Raw genomic sequence first — 15,375 nt, 5'->3', positions numbered from 1 at the left:
TTTCTTCAATAGGAAACTAATGCTCGGCCACGCTATATGCATGTCTTTGCCAGGTTCACTTTATGATACATAAGGATTACCCCGGATCGAAAATCTCCACGGAAGGTCGACGTGCTCTTCCGCATAATCGATATTGACCCGAGGACCAGCTACGATGTTTGATTCTTTAAGGTTTTCATATGGACGGATCTGTATTTCCGATTGATTGATCGGGAGACCGTAATGGCCCATGTTCAACCCCAGTGCTCTACAAAGCTTCCCTGGACCATTGGTAAGGTTTCTATGGTGTACTTTTGTGTATTTCGACCTCTCCCCATAGCGGTTAAGCAGCATTTGAGCAATCCCATTCGTAGGTTCTATGGCTCGTACTAAAATGGCTTCGGGTTTTCCAATCGGGCCACTCACTACATTGAAGCAGTGATGCATTCCATAAATTAAGAACATATAGACATGACCTGGTTCACCGTACATCACTTCTGTCCTGGTTGTCCTTCTGCCACCGAAAGAGTGCGCTGCTTTGTCTTCTGGTCCTTTGTAAGCTTCGACTTCAACGATTTTACCCGCCAATTCTCCGTAAGCTGTGTCATGTACTAGCTCCATCCCTAAAAGTTCTTTAGCCAGCTCCAATGTTTCCTTATTAAAAATTGCCTTCATGTTATCCAAATAACATCACCGGTCTTTCGTAAACCTTTATTATTTTCGAGTTGACACATTTTCCCCCTTCTTACATAATAGTCATGAGCATAAATTCGCAAACAACTAGAATGGATGTGAAAGAGAATGAAGAAAACTTATGCACTTGTATTCGCAGCGATGTTTGCAGCTGTCATTGCGGCTCTAGGTTTAGTGCCGCCAATCCCGGTTCCAGGGTCACCTGTTCCTATTACAGCACAAACACTAGGTGTCATGCTAGCAGGAGGCCTTCTCGGAGCACGTCTGGGCGGATTGAGCTTACTCGTTTTTATCGCTCTCATCATCTCAGGCGCACCTGTCCTTTCAGGTATGAGAGGCGGAATCGACGAGCTTGTCGGACCTAGTGCAGGGTATATTTTAAGTTGGCCGCTTTCAGCTTTTATCATCGGCTATCTTGTTGAAAAATCCTGGAAGAACCTGAAGATGTGGAAGGTCATTTTAATCAATATTTTTGGTGGAATCATCCTTGTGTATGCAGCTGGAATTCCAGTAACGGCGTTCGTGTTGGATCTTCCGCTTACGGCAGCGGCCATATCTGCACTCGCTTATATTCCTGGTGATCTTGCTAAAGCGCTGATTGCTACATTTATCGTAGTGAAAATGAAGAAGAGTAACCCTGTTCTTTCAAATAAAAAGAAAAATCTTGCTGCATAAATTGGATATGATACGCTTATGAAAGAGGTTGGTCTATTGACGAAACCTCTTTCTTTCCGTTATTGACAATTCAGAAATAGATTAGGCAGGTAAAAAAGATGATTATCCATTTTATTAAAGAACAAGCAGATTTACATCCAGAAAAGATTGCGGTCAGGACAGAATCGGTAAGACTCACTTATAAACAATTGATGGATAAGATAGGAATTGCGGCTTCTCACTTGTATGAAAAGAAACCAATAAAAAACGGAACAATAGCAATCTATTTTCAGAAGAATCGCATGGAATTCATCATTTATTTTCTGGCAGCATCCTCTATAGGATGGAAAGCAGTACCAGTAGATCCGAAATTACCTGTGGAGAAAGTAAGAATGATCCTTCAGGACAGCGAAACGGACGTGCTCATCACTGACTCTTCTCCTCAATGGTGGGATGGAGGTATGATCATTGCGGATAATGAATACTCTTCTACTTTAATAAATAAAAACTTACCGAAAGCGACACCGGAATCCATTTTTTACTTAGGATATACTTCTGGAACGTCAGGAAATCCGAAGGGATTTGTCCGTACTCAAGAGTCGTGGACGGAAAGCTTCCGAAACACTGAATATGAATACAAACTTAAAGCTGGAGATCATGTACTTATCCCAGGTTCCCTCGTCCATTCTCTATTCTTGTATGGGACGTTACATGCCTTATCGACTGGAGCAACCGTGGAACTTCTAGAGCATTTCAATGCTGAAACCATTGCACATCGTGTCTCTTATCACAAGAAAACAATCCTTTATGTCGTTCCTACCATGCTGGAATCGCTCTTGATTCAGCCATATCCGCAATGGGGAGGCATCAACCTTATCATATCTTCAGGCTCCAAATGGAATATTGATCGGCGAAAATGTGTTGAAGAAACTTTTCCTCATGCGGAGTGCATTGAGTTTTACGGGGCTTCCGAGTTGAGTTTCGTCTCGATTCTTCACCAGAGTGCAGCAGATGAGAAAGTGGATTCTGTCGGCCGTCCTTTTACTGGAGTGGAAGTGTCGGTACGAGACAAACAGTTTCAGGAGGTACCTTGTGGAGAAATCGGTATCCTTTATGTTAAAAGCAAGATGGTCTTCAAGGAATATCATAATCTTCCTCAGCAAACAGAGGAGGTTTTCCGAAATGGATGGGCGACAGCAGGGGATTTGGCCCGAGTTGATGATGAAGGCTTTATTTACCTTATCGGAAGAGCAAACCAAATGATCATCAGTGGCGGACTAAATATCTATCCAGAGGAAGTCGAACAAGTTCTCCATTCTGTTCCTGAAGTAGAAGAGTGTGCTGTCATAGGGGTGCCGGATACGTATTGGGGTGAAAAAGTCGTCGCCTTCATCAAATGGAGGCATGGTAATAAGGATGAAAGTCTTTTAACAGAAACCTGTCTTGTCCATCTGCCCAAATATAAATGTCCGAAAGAATTCATCACGGTAGATGAGTTTCCTTACACCGTCAGTCAAAAAATAGCGCGAAACGAATTGATCCATCTTTATCCGGAGGGCTGTATGAATCATGAATGATGTTTATATTTTAGAAGCAAAACGTACACCTATTGGTAAGTTAGGTGGACAGTTGAAGGACTATCCACCAGCGGAAATGGCTGCTGAACTGATCCGGTCACTCGTAAAGGGACTGGACATTGCTCCACGGGAAATCGACGATATAATTTTAGGTAATGTGGTAGGGCCTGGTGGAAATATTGCCAGGCTGGCTAGCTTGACTGCAGGTTTACCGGTTGAGGTACCAGGTATTACGGTCGATCGCCAATGCGGTTCAGGATTGGAAGCAATCAATCAAGCCGCAAGATTGCTCCAATCGGGTGGTGCGGAGCTTGTTTTGGCAGGTGGGGTAGAGAGTACAAGCCTTGCGCCATGGAAGATTGAAAAGCCTTCCAGTCTTTACGATCTCGGTGGTCCTTCTTTTTATAATAGAGCAAGGTTTTCACCTGAGGAAATTGGTGATCCCGAAATGGGGGAAGCTGCAGAAAATGTGGCTGATCAATTCAAAATCTCACGTGAGGACCAGGACCGCTACGCCTTACAAAGTCACCAAAAAGCTATCGCTGCCCAAAAGGAAGGACGATTTGACTATGAAATCATCCCTTTAAAAAATGGAAAAATTCGAGTAGATGAATGTCCTCGCGAGAATACATCCTATGAAAAACTGAGCCATTTACAACCTGTTTTCAAAAAAGGCGGGACTGTAACAGCGGGAAACGCATGTCCGGTCAATGATGGCGCCTCGATTGTCGTGTTGGCAACTGAAAAGAAATGTCTAGAGCTAGGGATAAAACACTCTCTGCGCTTTGTTGATGCGTGTGTAGCTGGGGTTGATCCGAATCTACTCGGTATTGGGCCGATCCCAGCGGTAAAAAAATTGTTGGCGAGACGAAGCTTGACCGTGAGAGATCTTGATTTAGTAGAATTCAATGAAGCCTTTGCCTCTCAAGTTTTGGCATCTATAAGGTCACTCGGGATACCAGAGGAAATCGTTAACTTAGGAGGAGGAGCGATTGCACTTGGTCATCCCTATGGGGCGTCCGGTGCGATCTTAATGACGAGGATGTTTCACGAAATGCAAAACAGTAACGCAAGGAGAGGACTGCTGACGCTCGGAATAGGAGGAGGGCTTGGCTTGGCAACACTTGTGGAAAAAAGGTCGGAGGAATGAACATGATCATAAGCGGTCAGCAAACGGGGCTTTTTGAAATGAAAGTGACGGTAAATGAAGCGGAAAAATTCGCTGAGGTTCTCAACGATCTGCCTCTAGCAAAAACGACTGGGACAAACAAATTGTACCCACGACCTATCCAATCGTATTTTGGCAGAAGGCTGAACTTCCATGGTTAAAAAATATTAGCTATCTTGTGCACGGTGAACAATCCTTTTCCTATGAGGAAATGATACTTACAGACCATACCTATTATGGTGAAATCAAATTAGTTGGTGTAACAGAGAAGGAAGGAAAGGCTGGAAAAGTTGTTTGGCTGTTACATGAAATGTATGGCTATAAAGATCCACATAGGGAACATCTAGTTTTTAAAGGGATCACCAAAGCAATGTTCAGGCCAGAACTGGGGGAAAAAGCATGAAAAAATCCCATCGTCTTATTTTTTCAAAAAAAGATATCCAGGATTATGCTACGGCAAGCGGAGACTATAACCCTATTCATTTATCAGAAAGAGAGGCGCAGCAAATGGGCTTTAAAACATGCGTGGTGCATGGGATGCTCGTCATGGGTCGGGTTGGGGGCATAATTCGGACCCAATATGGAAGTGTGGCTCTCGTTAAAGATTATAGTATGCGATTTCAAGCACCGGTTTATCTAGACAGTCAAAACCAGCTGGAGGTCAAGTTCACTGAACAGGAATTATCCTTTCACCTTTATTCTGAAGATGGTACACCAGTATTAAAGGGAAAGGCAGTACTTTCCTCACGAGAGGAGGCTCATCATGAATAATAAAGTAACAGTTATAACTGGATCGACAAAGGGGATAGGGAAAAGCATCGCACAAAGGTTAGCTCAAGAAGGGGCATCCATCGTCGTCAATGGAAGGAATCCTGATAAAGTAGATGGTGTTGTAGAGGAATTAAAGCGAATACATGATCGTGTTATCGGTGTGCCAGCTTCTGTAACGTCTGAGGAAGACTGTAAACGAATCATTGAGAAAGCGATCGATTCATTTGGCCGGATCGATGTACTGATTAATAATGCAGGGGTCACCAGGGACCGTATTTCGTATAAGATGACGATTCAAGAGTGGGACGAGGTCATTGAAACGCATTTACGCGGAACGTTCGCCTGCACAAAATATGCTGTACTCAGCATGCGAGAGTCAGAAACAAAAGGAACGATCATCAACATGTCTTCTAAATCGGGAATGGAAGGTTTAGCAGGACAATTGAACTACAGTGCTGCAAAAGCTGGTATCAATGGCTTAACGAGAACATTAGCTAAAGAACTTCAGCGTATTGGTATTGATGTATATGCAATTGCACCGGTAGCTGAAACGGATATGACCCGACCTGTCATTGAAATGTTGCAAAAGGAAGCGGATAAACAAGGAAAGCCATTGCCAATTGAATGGAATATGGGTTCACCAGATGATGTTGCCTTATTAGTATCTGCTATCTTAGAACAAAGGCCTGAAACAGGTTCAATCTTTTCGGTCAATGGTGAAGATATCGGTCGGTGGAAGGCACCTGTGCACAAACCGATCCTGCACACATCAGAAAATTCGACAGATAATGCGATATTTCACTCTTATACCAAAAAAAGAGGCAAAAATACCTACTAAATAATGACATTTTTCGAGTGATGATGTATAATAGACGTAAGATTCTGAAAAATAGTTCATGTCTTATAAATCGTAGATAAAGGCAAACTCATTGAAAAGTGGGGACGCAAAACTATAGGGACTAAGTTTTTAAACAATATGTCAGCCAGTTGCCGAAACGATTCATCATTTATCATCGATTTATGAGATAGGTCCGATTAAGGTGTGTGAAGGGTATGGCCTTTTATCAAATCTTACTGCCTATGTCATCATTCATTCTGATTTACACATTTGTCTTATTCATCATTACCACTGTTATCAAGGGAATGTCTGATCGCTGGATGAATGTTTTATTTAATGTGGGCATCATTTTTGGTGCAATCTTTTGGGTGTACTTGCTAAGTAAATATGATATTTTTTAAATTTATCCATTAATTCAAGTTAGATGAATTTTGTCGACTTTTTGTTTTCTTGAAATAATGTTAAACCGATAGGGATTTATGGCATTAATTTTTTTTTGCAAGTTTATTACCTCTGTAAATTAGGCTGAGCCTTCATATATCAATAACTTCGTATGTTTCCATAAATTAGATGCTCTACGAATTTCACTAAACCCCTTTCCGCGTGATTTTTATACGTTTATAATAATTAGTAACAACTTTAAAAGGGGGATGGTTATATGGCGACATTAACCATGTTAAGGTTATCAGAAGAGGAGCAAGCTTTATTATTGGATGTGATGTTGGAACAACGATATGCATCCGAACTAGTCAGCTGTGAGATCACAGATATAGAGACAGGACAGAAAAAATGCGAGGAGACTCGACTCAAACAATTGAATAACTTACTAGTGAGATTACATAAAGCTGGTGTTTAGTTATTAACCATAAAAAGAGACTGACCCAAAGTGTTTACACTTTTCTTCTGGGGCAGTCTCTTTTTTACTTTGTTCGTCCAATGCAAAAAACGTTGACCTAATTGTCCAATAAACCTTTTCGTCGTGCTTCCATCCGCCATTCAGCTTCTTTAATATATCGTTTTGAAGCTGTATTGCGGGTTCGCAAATACGACCAATAATTTGTGTAGTTAGGAGGACGAAATTCAGTAGGAACCCTACGAGCATAACCCCACCAATTCATTTCTTGGTTTTCTAAGAGGATTAGATAGTGATCGTATTCTCTTTTCATTTTTGTCTTACACTCCTATAAATTCTTCTTTAAATTACATTCTGTCTTTTATGAGCGATTCATATTCATAAAATTGAAAAATACAATGAGCTACAAGAACATCTATATGGTTTGAAACTCATAAAGTGTACAAATGATGGATTTTTTAAATAACTGCTCCGAAAAGCCTATTTATCGTTTGAAAAAAGGCGTTGTTCAACTTCTTATTGAATTTATTACTATGACAATTTTGATAGGAGGAGTGTGCTCATGATGGAACAAGTATTGATATTTGCCTCTGTCTTAGCTCCGATTGTCACAGGTTTGACTGAAGTAGCAAAACATACTTTTAAAATTTCAAAAAGGTTCATATCACTCATCAGCCTGATCATCGGTCTTTTGATCGGAATGGCGGCTTTTCCCCTGACTGATCTCGATTGGACCTTAAGAGTGTGGGCTGGAGGTATGGCTGGTCTCGCTGCAACAGGATTGTATGAGGTGGGAAAATACCGTGTACGGCACCGACGAAGATAGACCAGAATTTGCTAGTTTCCTTTAAAATGGGCACATCAATTATGGATTAGCTGAGTTCCTTCAGCTGCTGTTTCATATAATATTTTAGGGGGAGTACAAGCTGGAGGTATATTTAAATGAGTTGGACATATTTTACCGTCTCCATGGTGGTCAGTGTCCTAACGACCTTAGCTGCCGTATATTTGAGACAAAAAATCAAAATCAAGTTAGAAAAACAGCAGAACCAAGAGACTGCCAAGGAACTAGCAAAAACGGTCCTGTTACAAGAGTTACAAGATAATTTGAAACTGTATCTACGGAAAGAGACTCGGAATGGAGCCAGCCTTCAGGACTTTTTAGAGCTAGGAAATGTTGAAATCCAGGGCAGTGAGAAGATTTGGAAAGACGTTTATCGTTTCAAACTGGATGAATGGAATAAGGTGAAGTACGAAATAGCGAAATTGGATCCCGTATTGGCAGATGAATTATTTAAAGTTTATCAGCAGATTGAAATCATAGATGCGCATGCTAAGCTGGAATCGCCGATCTTCAGAGTGGATCGTCTTGGCTTTTATAAGTTTACTGAAAAATATGAAACGATCATAGACGAACTCAAGACGTAAGGAAATCATTACCTGTTTCCAGGAGGTAATGATTTTTTACATAACCGCCAAAGGTATTAGACGACTCATTTCCACAATACCGTTCATTATTCTTTAAAAATGAATATCATTCAACAAAACTCTCAGATTGGTGAAAAAAATGCCGAACGTTTCTTCTAGTCATATTGGCATAATTCAGAAAAAATGAAGAGGGTTATTGATTTTTCATATGGAAGTTATAAGACGATACATAATGTTTTATCATGTTCTGGAAAAGGTATAGTAATAATGAAACTAGTTCAGAATAGTAAAGATGTGCATTATGAATATAAACAAAAAGGGGAGTTAGGAAATGAAGAAGAGTTTAGCACCATTGATCATCGGCATGTTTATGGCATTTGCTCTTTTTTGGGTAGGTCATCCAACGGGCTCTACGTCTTTCCAAATTGATGGTGGATCTGAACTTCCTAAAAAATCATTCTCTAAAAGTCATGTTGAAGTACAAAATGAGCCAGTAGCTGTGAATGCCAATTTAGAATATGTAAATGAAGTAGAAAAGGTTAAAACAACATCTACTGTAACAAATACAAATACTGAAGCACCAAACAAAGGTGATTTCGTACAAATTGCAGATACATTCATGCAAGAGGTTGTACAACCTACAGATGAAAATTATAAAGTTGAGGATTTTGATACGAAAAAAGGACTGATCGAATACTTAAACCAGTATGTTTCAGAAAAAGTCGCGAAATATTATGTAGATGGTCTTTACCAAGAGGAACAGGACGGACTTTATATCATACCTACTGAGTTACCCCCTTGGATTGTAAAGGGTGAGCCGTCTACTATGAACAAAATAGACGAAGGCCATTACCAATTAGAACAGAAAAATAGCAGTGACCTATATGGTGACTATGTTATAAAATTGAACTTCAAGAAAACGGGTGACGACTGGATCATTGAATCTGTTGATGTCCAGTAATGTGGATAACCAACTCATCAAGGGCTGATCTAGGAGGAGAAAGTCTACTCCTTCATAAGATCAGTCTTTTGTTTCGTAATTGATAATTAAGATGAATGTTTTTTTGTCCAAGATACGGTAGAATAATCATACGACTTACATAAGGATTGGATAAATCCTTAATAAGGGCAAAGTCGATGGCTAAGAATAAATTGGAGTTTTGACAATGAGTGACTATACTTTTGAAGATTTTTATAAAAATACAGTGGAACTATCCTTCACGAATCATCCATATTCATTAACACCTAAACATGTATGGGTTATTTGCAGATTCAAGGGTCAATGGCTTTTGACTGAACATCCGCGACGGGGTATTGAATTCCCAGGTGGCAAAGTAGAAAAGGGAGAATCCGCTGAAAAAGCCGCTGTCCGGGAAGTCTTTGAAGAGACTGGGGCCACAGTTGATGCATTGACTTACCTTGGTCAATATCGTGTTAAAGGGAAAGGCGGTACCATCATCAAGAACGTTTACTTTGCAACCATCGATAAAATAAAATTAAAGGCCCATTATTTTGAAACTAATGGACCCATCCTTATGAAACACCTTCCTGAATCGTTAAAAGACAATGATAAATTTAGTTTCATGATGAAAGACGGAGTACTTGCACGCAGTATGGAATACATTTTCAAAAACAAAATTCTTCAGCTCTGACGCCTACGAAGAAGGTTTTCAAGCATGCCGACCCCAGTGTACATGATGGTTGCCATCACGGCGATGATGAGTAGGCTGAGCAAAACAAGCGTGAAGTTGAATACCTGGAATCCATATATGATCAGATAACCTAAACCTTGTTTGGAAACAAGGAATTCACCAACGATGACACCTACCCATGATAAACCCACATTCACTTTCAAAGTTGAAATGATCGTTGGGATAGCCGACGGGAATATGACCTCGTTAAAAACCTGTTTCTTATTCCCGCCGAAGGTTTGGATGACCTTGATATAATTATCATCCGTTTCATGGAAAGCTGTGTAAACAACTAAAGTCGTTATGATGAAAGAGATCAGAACACCCATCGCGATGATGGATAGATATCCTGGACCAAGTGCGACGATAAGAATAGGACCCAGCGCAACTTTCGGCATGGCGTTAAGAACGACGAGATAAGGATCTGATACTTTTGAAATAAATGGGATCCACCAAAGAATAGCAGCAACAGCTGTTCCGAGAATCGTGGCAATGACGAAACTGGCTATGGTTTCACCGAACGTTACCACGCTGTGTATCATCAAGCTCCCATCCATGATTTTGATATAAAAAAGGTTTGAAATTTTGCTTGGTGAACTGAATAATAATGGGTCGATCCACGTTTTATTCGAGGCGATTTCCCAAAGGCCGAGGAAGGTGAACAACACGAACAGCTGTGTGATGAACACCTGTTTTTTTGTTTTGCGTTCACGTTGCTTAAACCTTTCATATGCCAAGTCAATGTTCGTCTTCAAGCTCATTCAACTCCTCCCAGATCATCTGGAAGATGTCTTTAAAATCCTCATGATTTCTTACGTCAAAAGGCTCCATCTTAGCTAAATGCTCCGGTATAGTATATTCCGACTTGATCCTACCAGGGTTTGCTGAAAAGACAATAACACGATCAGACATAGCGATTGCCTCTCCAATATCATGTGTTACAAGTAAGGCTGTTTTTTTGTGCTCTTTTAAAGTCGTGAATACGAGATTTTCAAGCTTTAGTTTCGTCTGGTAGTCTAGTGCTGAGAAGGGTTCATCCAGCAATAGAAGCTGCGGATTGGTCGCTAGCGTCCTTACCAGGGCAATACGCTGCCTCATTCCGCCAGATAGCTCGTGTGGATATTTTTTCTTTGTATCCCCTAGATTCATATGATTCAGCAATTCGAATGTAATAGCCCTGCTCATATCATTCATGTTGCCTTGGATTTTCAATCCGAGAAGAATATTTTCCTCAATCGTTTTCCATGGTAGTAAATAATCTTGCTGGAACATGTATCCGATTTGCTCATGAGCATGTTTGACTGGTTCATTCCGTATACGGATCGTTCCAATGACTGGTTGGAACAGACCAGCAACTAATGATAAAAGGGTCGTTTTTCCACAGCCGCTTGGTCCAAGGAAGGAGACGAATTCACCTTCCTGGACTTCAATGGAGATATCTTGTAACGCCGTTGTTACGGAGTCTGTCGAAAAGTAAGCGTGGGTGAGTTGATTTACTGATAGAAACGCCAAACCAATCTCCTCCCGTTATTTTGCTACACTTTCGGCAATTTCTGTGTTGACCAAGATGCCATGATCGACTTGTTTAGGAAGCTCGCCTGCTTCATCCATGATATTTTGCAAGTTGTTCCACTCCTCCACATCAAGGATTGGGTTCGTGGCGAAACTATGTTGTTCTTTGTATCGTTCTGTTGATGATTCAATCAGATCGATCGGTGTGTCTTCGAAGTATGGTTCGATTACAGAGGCGATATCCTTTGCACTATGGCTGTCGACCCATTGCTGTGCTTTGTATAAAGCTTTCGTGAATCTCTCCATAACATCTTTGTTGTTTTTGATGTAGCTTTCTTTTGACATGAAAGTTGTGTAAGGGAGTTTACCAGATTCCTTACCGAAAGAGGCTATGACATAACCGATTCCTTCTTTTTCGAACAAGCTGGCAGTAGGTTCGAATAATTGTACATAATCCCCAGTACCAGAGGCGAAGGCGTTTGGAATGTTACCAAAATCCACATTCTGAATTAGATTCATATCCTTATGAGGATCGATTCCGTGTTTTTTTAATCCAAATTCCCCAGCCATCTGTGGCATTCCGCCTTTTCGTTGCCCGAGGAATGTGCTGCCCTTCAGCTGATCCCAATTAAAGGTATCAGGTTTTTCACGGGCTACAAGGAACGTCCCATCTGTTTGCGTCAATTGTGCAAAATTGATGACTGGATCCGTTGTCCCTTGTGCATATACGTAAATCGATGTTTCTGAACCGACCAGGGCGACATCAGCTCCGTCAGACAAGAGAGTTGTCATCGTTTTATCTCCGCCCCAAGTTGTGGTAAGTTCAATATCAATCCCTTCTTCTTCAAAATATCCTTTTTCTATGGCAACATATTGCGGAGCATAAAAAATCGAGCGTGTAACTTCAGCGACTCGTACTTTATCATTGGTTGACCCGTCGGAACAGCCAGCAGTAACCAGGCTGAAAGCAAAGAGTACAGAAGCAGCTCCTATGATATGTCGTTTGATCCCTTTAAGCATTTGTATCCCCTCCACAGACTTAGATGCAATAGTGTATGAAGGGAATTGGCAATTTGTGTTCGCCCAATTTTGTATAGAGGTGACAATATGAATCATTCAAACCGAATTGAAAAAATTCAGCGGTTCCCATCACCAAATCCAAATATCAAGTTGTCTGTTGTGACTTACTGGAGTCAAGGTTTACAAATCAAGGGATTGTTGGTGGAACCGAAAGTCGATAAGGCGCTGCCGGGTATCTTATATTTACGTGGGGGCATCAAACAAGTCGGGAAAGTTAGAATCGCACGAATCATTCAATTTGCCTATCGAGGTTTTGTCGTTTTCGCCCCTTTTTACAGAGGGAATGAAGGTGGGGAAGGAAAAGAGGACTTTTGTGGAGATGATCGGTACGACGCTTTTGAAGCGTTGAAAGTATTGGAGACCCTTCCTTCAACGGATGCCGGATCGCTCCATCTATTCGGCTTTTCCAGAGGAGGAGCGATGGCCTTGTTCACTGCCGCTTATCATCCTGAGCTGGTCAAAACGGTTGTCGTATGGGGTGGTGTGACGGATATGAAACTGACGTATGAGGAGAGGAGAAGTCTTCGTAAAATGCTGAAACGGGCCATCGGAGGCTCAGTTTATAAATATCCTGAACGATATGAAAAGAGGACCCCGCTTTCTATCGTCGGTGACATTGTTGCACCTATTTTGATCATTCATGGCGTTTATGATAAAAACGTCTCAATTGAACATGCATATCTTCTGGAAAAAGAACTGATCCGACATACAAAATCCTATGAAACCTGGTATTTTGAAGACGATCACCACTTTGCTCCCGCAAAGAAGCGTAAAGTGACCCATGATCTTCTCGAATGGATGAAAAGACAATAAATGATATTTGGGGGTATGAATGACCCATTTACCATGACGTCGGCCGTTTTTTAGTGGACAACTGTTCCTTTATCTGTGACAGAAAAGGTTTTTTCTAATAATTAGCGGACATCTAATCCGTTATTTAGGTAAAACAAAGCTGATTTACATCGTTTTCAGTAAATAAGGGCTTTGGTGTTTTGTTTTTAAACAAATAAGGTCTCCTGTGTCCACCAATGTCTTGCTAACCAACAAATACGATATTACAGTGCTTGAGTATGGCCCTGTATAACAACCTCCACCCCTACAAACAAAAAAGAAGTGCCCTTCAAAGGGGCACTCCAGTATGGTTTATTATACGGTTGGTCCCGCAGCTTTGATTTCTTCGGTTGCATTTTCAAACTTAGTGAAATTCTCTTTGAACTTCATTGCAAGTTCTTTAGCTTTTTGATCATATGCTTCTGGATTATCCCATGTTTTCTTTGGTTGCAATATTTCCCCTGGTACTCCAGGACAGCTTGTCGGGATGTGAAGTCCGAAGACAGGGTCAGTCACCGTATCTGCTGAACGCAATTCGCCTTCTAAAGCTGCTTGGACCATTGCCCTTGTATGAGTCAGATCCATTCTCTTCCCTACACCGTATTCACCGCCGGACCAGCCTGTGTTGACCAAGTACACATCAACATCATGTTGAGCGATCTTTTCGCCAAGCATTTTTGCATATCTTTCAGCATGCAATGGCAGGAATGGGGAGCCAAAGCATGTCGAGAATGTCGCTTGTGGCGATGTGACGCCGCGTTCTGTCCCTGCTAGTTTACTCGTATATCCTGATAAGAAATGGTACATCGCTTGTTCTTTTGTAAGTTTACTGATTGGGGGCAATACGCCGAAAGCATCTGCTGTCAAGAAAATGATCGTGTTCGGATTCCCGGCAACACTCGGAGTGATGATATTCGGAATTGCGTCAATCGGATAAGCTGCTCGTGTATTTTCAGTCAATGACGTGTTGTTGTAATCGACCATTCGTGAATCCTCATCAGAGACAACATTTTCAAGTACTGTCCCGAAACGGATCGCATTCCAGATTTGTGGCTCTTTTTCCTGGGAGAGGTTCACACACTTTGCGTAGCAGCCTCCCTCAATATTGAAAATTCCATTGTTCGCCCAACCATGTTCATCGTCACCGATGAGACGGCGGTTAGGATCAGCGGATAAAGTCGTCTTTCCAGTTCCGCTCAGACCGAAGAATAATGCGACATCACCTTCTACGCCAACGTTTGCTGAACAGTGCATAGAAAGGATATCTTTTTCAGGAAGCATGTAGTTCATCACTGAAAAGATGGATTTTTTAATTTCACCGGCGTACTCAGTACCTCCGATCAGCACAATACGCTTTTCAAATGATATGATAATGAATGTTTCGGAATTTGTGCCATCTACTTCTGGATCAGCATTGAACCCAGGTGCTGAAATAACCTGGAACTCCGGTGTGAAGCTATTTAAATCGCTTTCATTCGGTCGGATGAAAAGTTGGCGGGCAAATAAATTATGCCATGCGTATTCATTGATGACTTGAAGAGGGAGCTGGAATGCTTTATCGGCACCAGCAAATCCTTGAAATACGAATGTTTCGTCTTTGTTGGTTAAGTATTCGATTACTTTCTTATATAGGTTATTGAATTTTTCTTCATCAATCGGTTGGTTCACGGATCCCCAATCAATTTTATCTTTTACAGATGACTCCATGACAATGAACTTATCTTTAGGAGAACGCCCTGTATATTTACCGGTTTCAACTTGCAGAGCACCTGTCGATGTAAGTACACCCTCGCTTCTGGCGATTGCTCTTTCTACTAATCTTGGAGTCGATAAATTTTTGTTTGTAGATGCTTTACTTAATAACTCATCTGTTAGAGAGGTAAATTGTGCTGTATTCATATAAACCCATCCTTTTTCACATAAAGTTTAAACCAATACTTGCTTAACTGGGAATTAGTATAACATATTTATTTTAATAATGTATACTATTTTTCCGTTTTTGTGACATGTTAAACCTTAATTAGGATATAAATAGGCCATGGAACCAATATTGGAATTTTCAGCTTTTTTAGAGTAGTTATTTAAATCGGAACCTGAAAGTGTTTTTGGTTGAAAGCCCATCATTTGGCTTTTGAATTTCGTTGACATAATATAGGTACTGCGTTATGATATTGCGAGAACGGCTACTCTTATTCCGAGTAGGTGGAGGGACAGGCCCAATGAAACCCAGCAACCGACACCTTAACTTAAGGTGAAAAGGTGCTAACCTGAAAAATAAGAGGGTGAAAGGTATACAACGA

At 41.0% G+C, this 15,375-nt stretch carries 18 protein-coding genes and 2 riboswitches; of the genes, 13 read left to right on the top strand and 5 right to left on the bottom strand.

The window, feature by feature from the left end; all coding sequences use genetic code 11:
* Nucleotides 1-60: 60 nt before the first annotated feature.
* Nucleotides 61-663, bottom strand: a complete 603-nt coding sequence (locus ACJROX_RS21910) for a DNA-3-methyladenine glycosylase (protein WP_408007325.1) — start codon at nucleotides 661-663, stop codon at nucleotides 61-63.
* A gap of 117 nt (nucleotides 664-780) precedes the next feature.
* Between ACJROX_RS21910 and ACJROX_RS21905 the strand changes: the two genes are divergently transcribed.
* The 12 genes from ACJROX_RS21905 to ytkD all read left to right on the top strand — a co-directional run bounded on the left by ACJROX_RS21905 (nucleotide 781) and on the right by ytkD (nucleotide 9,613).
* Nucleotides 781-1,347, top strand: a complete 567-nt coding sequence (locus ACJROX_RS21905; RefSeq protein WP_408007324.1) for a biotin transporter BioY — start codon at nucleotides 781-783, stop codon at nucleotides 1,345-1,347.
* A gap of 98 nt (nucleotides 1,348-1,445) precedes the next feature.
* The gene (locus ACJROX_RS21900) at nucleotides 1,446-2,903 is read left to right on the top strand and encodes an AMP-binding protein (RefSeq protein ID WP_408007323.1); all 1,458 of its coding nucleotides are present in this window, start codon (nucleotides 1,446-1,448) and stop codon (nucleotides 2,901-2,903) included.
* On the top strand, nucleotides 2,896-4,053 hold the full coding sequence (locus ACJROX_RS21895) for a thiolase family protein (RefSeq protein WP_408007322.1): 1,158 nt from the start codon (nucleotides 2,896-2,898) through the stop codon (nucleotides 4,051-4,053). The genes ACJROX_RS21900 and ACJROX_RS21895 overlap by 8 nt, the downstream gene beginning before the upstream one ends.
* 2 nt (nucleotides 4,054-4,055) lie before the next feature.
* Nucleotides 4,056-4,232 carry a hypothetical protein gene (locus tag ACJROX_RS21890; protein ID WP_408007321.1) on the top strand — a complete coding sequence of 59 codons (177 nt, stop codon included), beginning with the start codon at nucleotides 4,056-4,058 and terminating at the stop codon, nucleotides 4,230-4,232.
* Nucleotides 4,175-4,474 carry a MaoC family dehydratase N-terminal domain-containing protein gene (locus tag ACJROX_RS21885; RefSeq protein WP_408011730.1) on the top strand — a complete coding sequence of 100 codons (300 nt, stop codon included), beginning with the start codon at nucleotides 4,175-4,177 and terminating at the stop codon, nucleotides 4,472-4,474. Before ACJROX_RS21890 ends, ACJROX_RS21885 begins: the two co-directional genes overlap by 58 nt.
* Entirely contained in the window at nucleotides 4,471-4,842 is a 372-nt protein-coding gene (locus tag ACJROX_RS21880; protein WP_408007320.1) for a MaoC family dehydratase, read from the top strand. Before ACJROX_RS21885 ends, ACJROX_RS21880 begins: the two co-directional genes overlap by 4 nt.
* Nucleotides 4,835-5,680, top strand: a complete 846-nt coding sequence (locus ACJROX_RS21875; RefSeq protein WP_408007319.1) for an SDR family NAD(P)-dependent oxidoreductase — start codon at nucleotides 4,835-4,837, stop codon at nucleotides 5,678-5,680. Before ACJROX_RS21880 ends, ACJROX_RS21875 begins: the two co-directional genes overlap by 8 nt.
* A gap of 71 nt (nucleotides 5,681-5,751) precedes the next feature.
* A riboswitch (cyclic di-GMP riboswitch) is annotated at nucleotides 5,752-5,837 on the top strand.
* A gap of 501 nt (nucleotides 5,838-6,338) precedes the next feature.
* A complete protein-coding gene (abbA, locus tag ACJROX_RS21870) occupies nucleotides 6,339-6,536 on the top strand; it encodes an antirepressor AbbA (RefSeq protein ID WP_408007318.1) in 198 nt (65 codons plus the stop codon).
* A 562-nt stretch (nucleotides 6,537-7,098) separates the two neighbouring features.
* Nucleotides 7,099-7,359 carry a holin gene (locus ACJROX_RS21865; RefSeq protein ID WP_236312030.1) on the top strand — a complete coding sequence of 87 codons (261 nt, stop codon included), beginning with the start codon at nucleotides 7,099-7,101 and terminating at the stop codon, nucleotides 7,357-7,359.
* A 116-nt stretch (nucleotides 7,360-7,475) separates the two neighbouring features.
* Nucleotides 7,476-7,961, top strand: a complete 486-nt coding sequence (locus tag ACJROX_RS21860; RefSeq protein ID WP_408007317.1) for a hypothetical protein — start codon at nucleotides 7,476-7,478, stop codon at nucleotides 7,959-7,961.
* A gap of 331 nt (nucleotides 7,962-8,292) precedes the next feature.
* The gene (locus ACJROX_RS21855; RefSeq protein ID WP_408007316.1) at nucleotides 8,293-8,922 is read left to right on the top strand and encodes a hypothetical protein; all 630 of its coding nucleotides are present in this window, start codon (nucleotides 8,293-8,295) and stop codon (nucleotides 8,920-8,922) included.
* Nucleotides 8,923-9,127: 205 nt separating this feature from the next.
* On the top strand, nucleotides 9,128-9,613 hold the full coding sequence (gene ytkD / locus ACJROX_RS21850) for an RNA deprotection pyrophosphohydrolase (protein WP_408007314.1): 486 nt from the start codon (nucleotides 9,128-9,130) through the stop codon (nucleotides 9,611-9,613).
* On the opposite strand, the gene ACJROX_RS21845 is transcribed toward ytkD, so the two are convergent.
* The 3 genes from ACJROX_RS21845 to ACJROX_RS21835 are packed head-to-tail and all read right to left on the bottom strand — an operon-like array spanning nucleotide 9,604 to nucleotide 12,184.
* On the bottom strand, nucleotides 9,604-10,413 hold the full coding sequence (locus ACJROX_RS21845) for an ABC transporter permease (protein WP_408007312.1): 810 nt from the start codon (nucleotides 10,411-10,413) through the stop codon (nucleotides 9,604-9,606). The two genes, ytkD and ACJROX_RS21845, sit on opposite strands and share 10 nt — an antisense overlap.
* Entirely contained in the window at nucleotides 10,391-11,164 is a 774-nt protein-coding gene (locus ACJROX_RS21840; protein WP_408007311.1) for an ABC transporter ATP-binding protein, read from the bottom strand. Before ACJROX_RS21840 ends, ACJROX_RS21845 begins: the two co-directional genes overlap by 23 nt.
* Nucleotides 11,165-11,179: 15 nt before the next feature.
* Nucleotides 11,180-12,184 carry an ABC transporter substrate-binding protein gene (locus tag ACJROX_RS21835; protein WP_408007310.1) on the bottom strand — a complete coding sequence of 335 codons (1,005 nt, stop codon included), beginning with the start codon at nucleotides 12,182-12,184 and terminating at the stop codon, nucleotides 11,180-11,182.
* 87 nt (nucleotides 12,185-12,271) lie between these two features.
* Here ACJROX_RS21835 and ACJROX_RS21830 point away from each other — a divergent pair, with 87 nt between their 5' ends.
* Nucleotides 12,272-13,057, top strand: a complete 786-nt coding sequence (locus tag ACJROX_RS21830; protein ID WP_408007309.1) for an alpha/beta hydrolase family protein — start codon at nucleotides 12,272-12,274, stop codon at nucleotides 13,055-13,057.
* Between the two features lie 333 nt (nucleotides 13,058-13,390).
* Here the strand turns inward: ACJROX_RS21830 and pckA are convergent, their stop codons facing one another.
* The gene (gene pckA, locus ACJROX_RS21825; RefSeq protein WP_408007308.1) at nucleotides 13,391-14,974 is read right to left on the bottom strand and encodes a phosphoenolpyruvate carboxykinase (ATP); all 1,584 of its coding nucleotides are present in this window, start codon (nucleotides 14,972-14,974) and stop codon (nucleotides 13,391-13,393) included.
* 287 nt (nucleotides 14,975-15,261) lie between these two features.
* Nucleotides 15,262-15,356: riboswitch (SAM riboswitch) on the top strand.
* The last annotated feature ends 19 nt before the right edge of the window (nucleotides 15,357-15,375 follow it).

Origin of the sequence: Pseudalkalibacillus sp. A8, from assembly GCF_045920555.1 — a bacterium.
GTDB lineage: Bacteria > Bacillota > Bacilli > Bacillales > Fictibacillaceae > Pseudalkalibacillus.
This window is presented reverse-complemented; position numbering and strand designations above follow the sequence as displayed.

Excerpts from the sequence above, each read along its gene's own strand:
- ACJROX_RS21905 (WP_408007324.1), top strand. The coding sequence starts at position 781 with ATGAAGAAAACTTATGCACTTGTATTCGCAGCGATGTTTGCAGCTGTC.
- ACJROX_RS21900 (WP_408007323.1), top strand. The coding sequence starts at position 1,446 with ATGATTATCCATTTTATTAAAGAACAAGCAGATTTACATCCAGAAAAG.
- ACJROX_RS21895 (WP_408007322.1), top strand. The coding sequence starts at position 2,896 with ATGAATGATGTTTATATTTTAGAAGCAAAACGTACACCTATTGGTAAG.
- ACJROX_RS21890 (WP_408007321.1), top strand. The coding sequence starts at position 4,056 with ATGATCATAAGCGGTCAGCAAACGGGGCTTTTTGAAATGAAAGTGACG.
- ACJROX_RS21880 (WP_408007320.1), top strand. The coding sequence starts at position 4,471 with ATGAAAAAATCCCATCGTCTTATTTTTTCAAAAAAAGATATCCAGGAT.
- ACJROX_RS21875 (WP_408007319.1), top strand. The coding sequence starts at position 4,835 with ATGAATAATAAAGTAACAGTTATAACTGGATCGACAAAGGGGATAGGG.
- abbA (WP_408007318.1), top strand. The coding sequence starts at position 6,339 with ATGGCGACATTAACCATGTTAAGGTTATCAGAAGAGGAGCAAGCTTTA.
- ACJROX_RS21865 (WP_236312030.1), top strand. The coding sequence starts at position 7,099 with ATGGAACAAGTATTGATATTTGCCTCTGTCTTAGCTCCGATTGTCACA.
- ACJROX_RS21860 (WP_408007317.1), top strand. The coding sequence starts at position 7,476 with ATGAGTTGGACATATTTTACCGTCTCCATGGTGGTCAGTGTCCTAACG.
- ACJROX_RS21855 (WP_408007316.1), top strand. The coding sequence starts at position 8,293 with ATGAAGAAGAGTTTAGCACCATTGATCATCGGCATGTTTATGGCATTT.
- ytkD (WP_408007314.1), top strand. The coding sequence starts at position 9,128 with ATGAGTGACTATACTTTTGAAGATTTTTATAAAAATACAGTGGAACTA.
- ACJROX_RS21845 (WP_408007312.1), bottom strand. The coding sequence starts at position 10,413 with ATGAGCTTGAAGACGAACATTGACTTGGCATATGAAAGGTTTAAGCAA.
- ACJROX_RS21835 (WP_408007310.1), bottom strand. The coding sequence starts at position 12,184 with ATGCTTAAAGGGATCAAACGACATATCATAGGAGCTGCTTCTGTACTC.
- ACJROX_RS21830 (WP_408007309.1), top strand. The coding sequence starts at position 12,272 with ATGAATCATTCAAACCGAATTGAAAAAATTCAGCGGTTCCCATCACCA.
- pckA (WP_408007308.1), bottom strand. The coding sequence starts at position 14,974 with ATGAATACAGCACAATTTACCTCTCTAACAGATGAGTTATTAAGTAAA.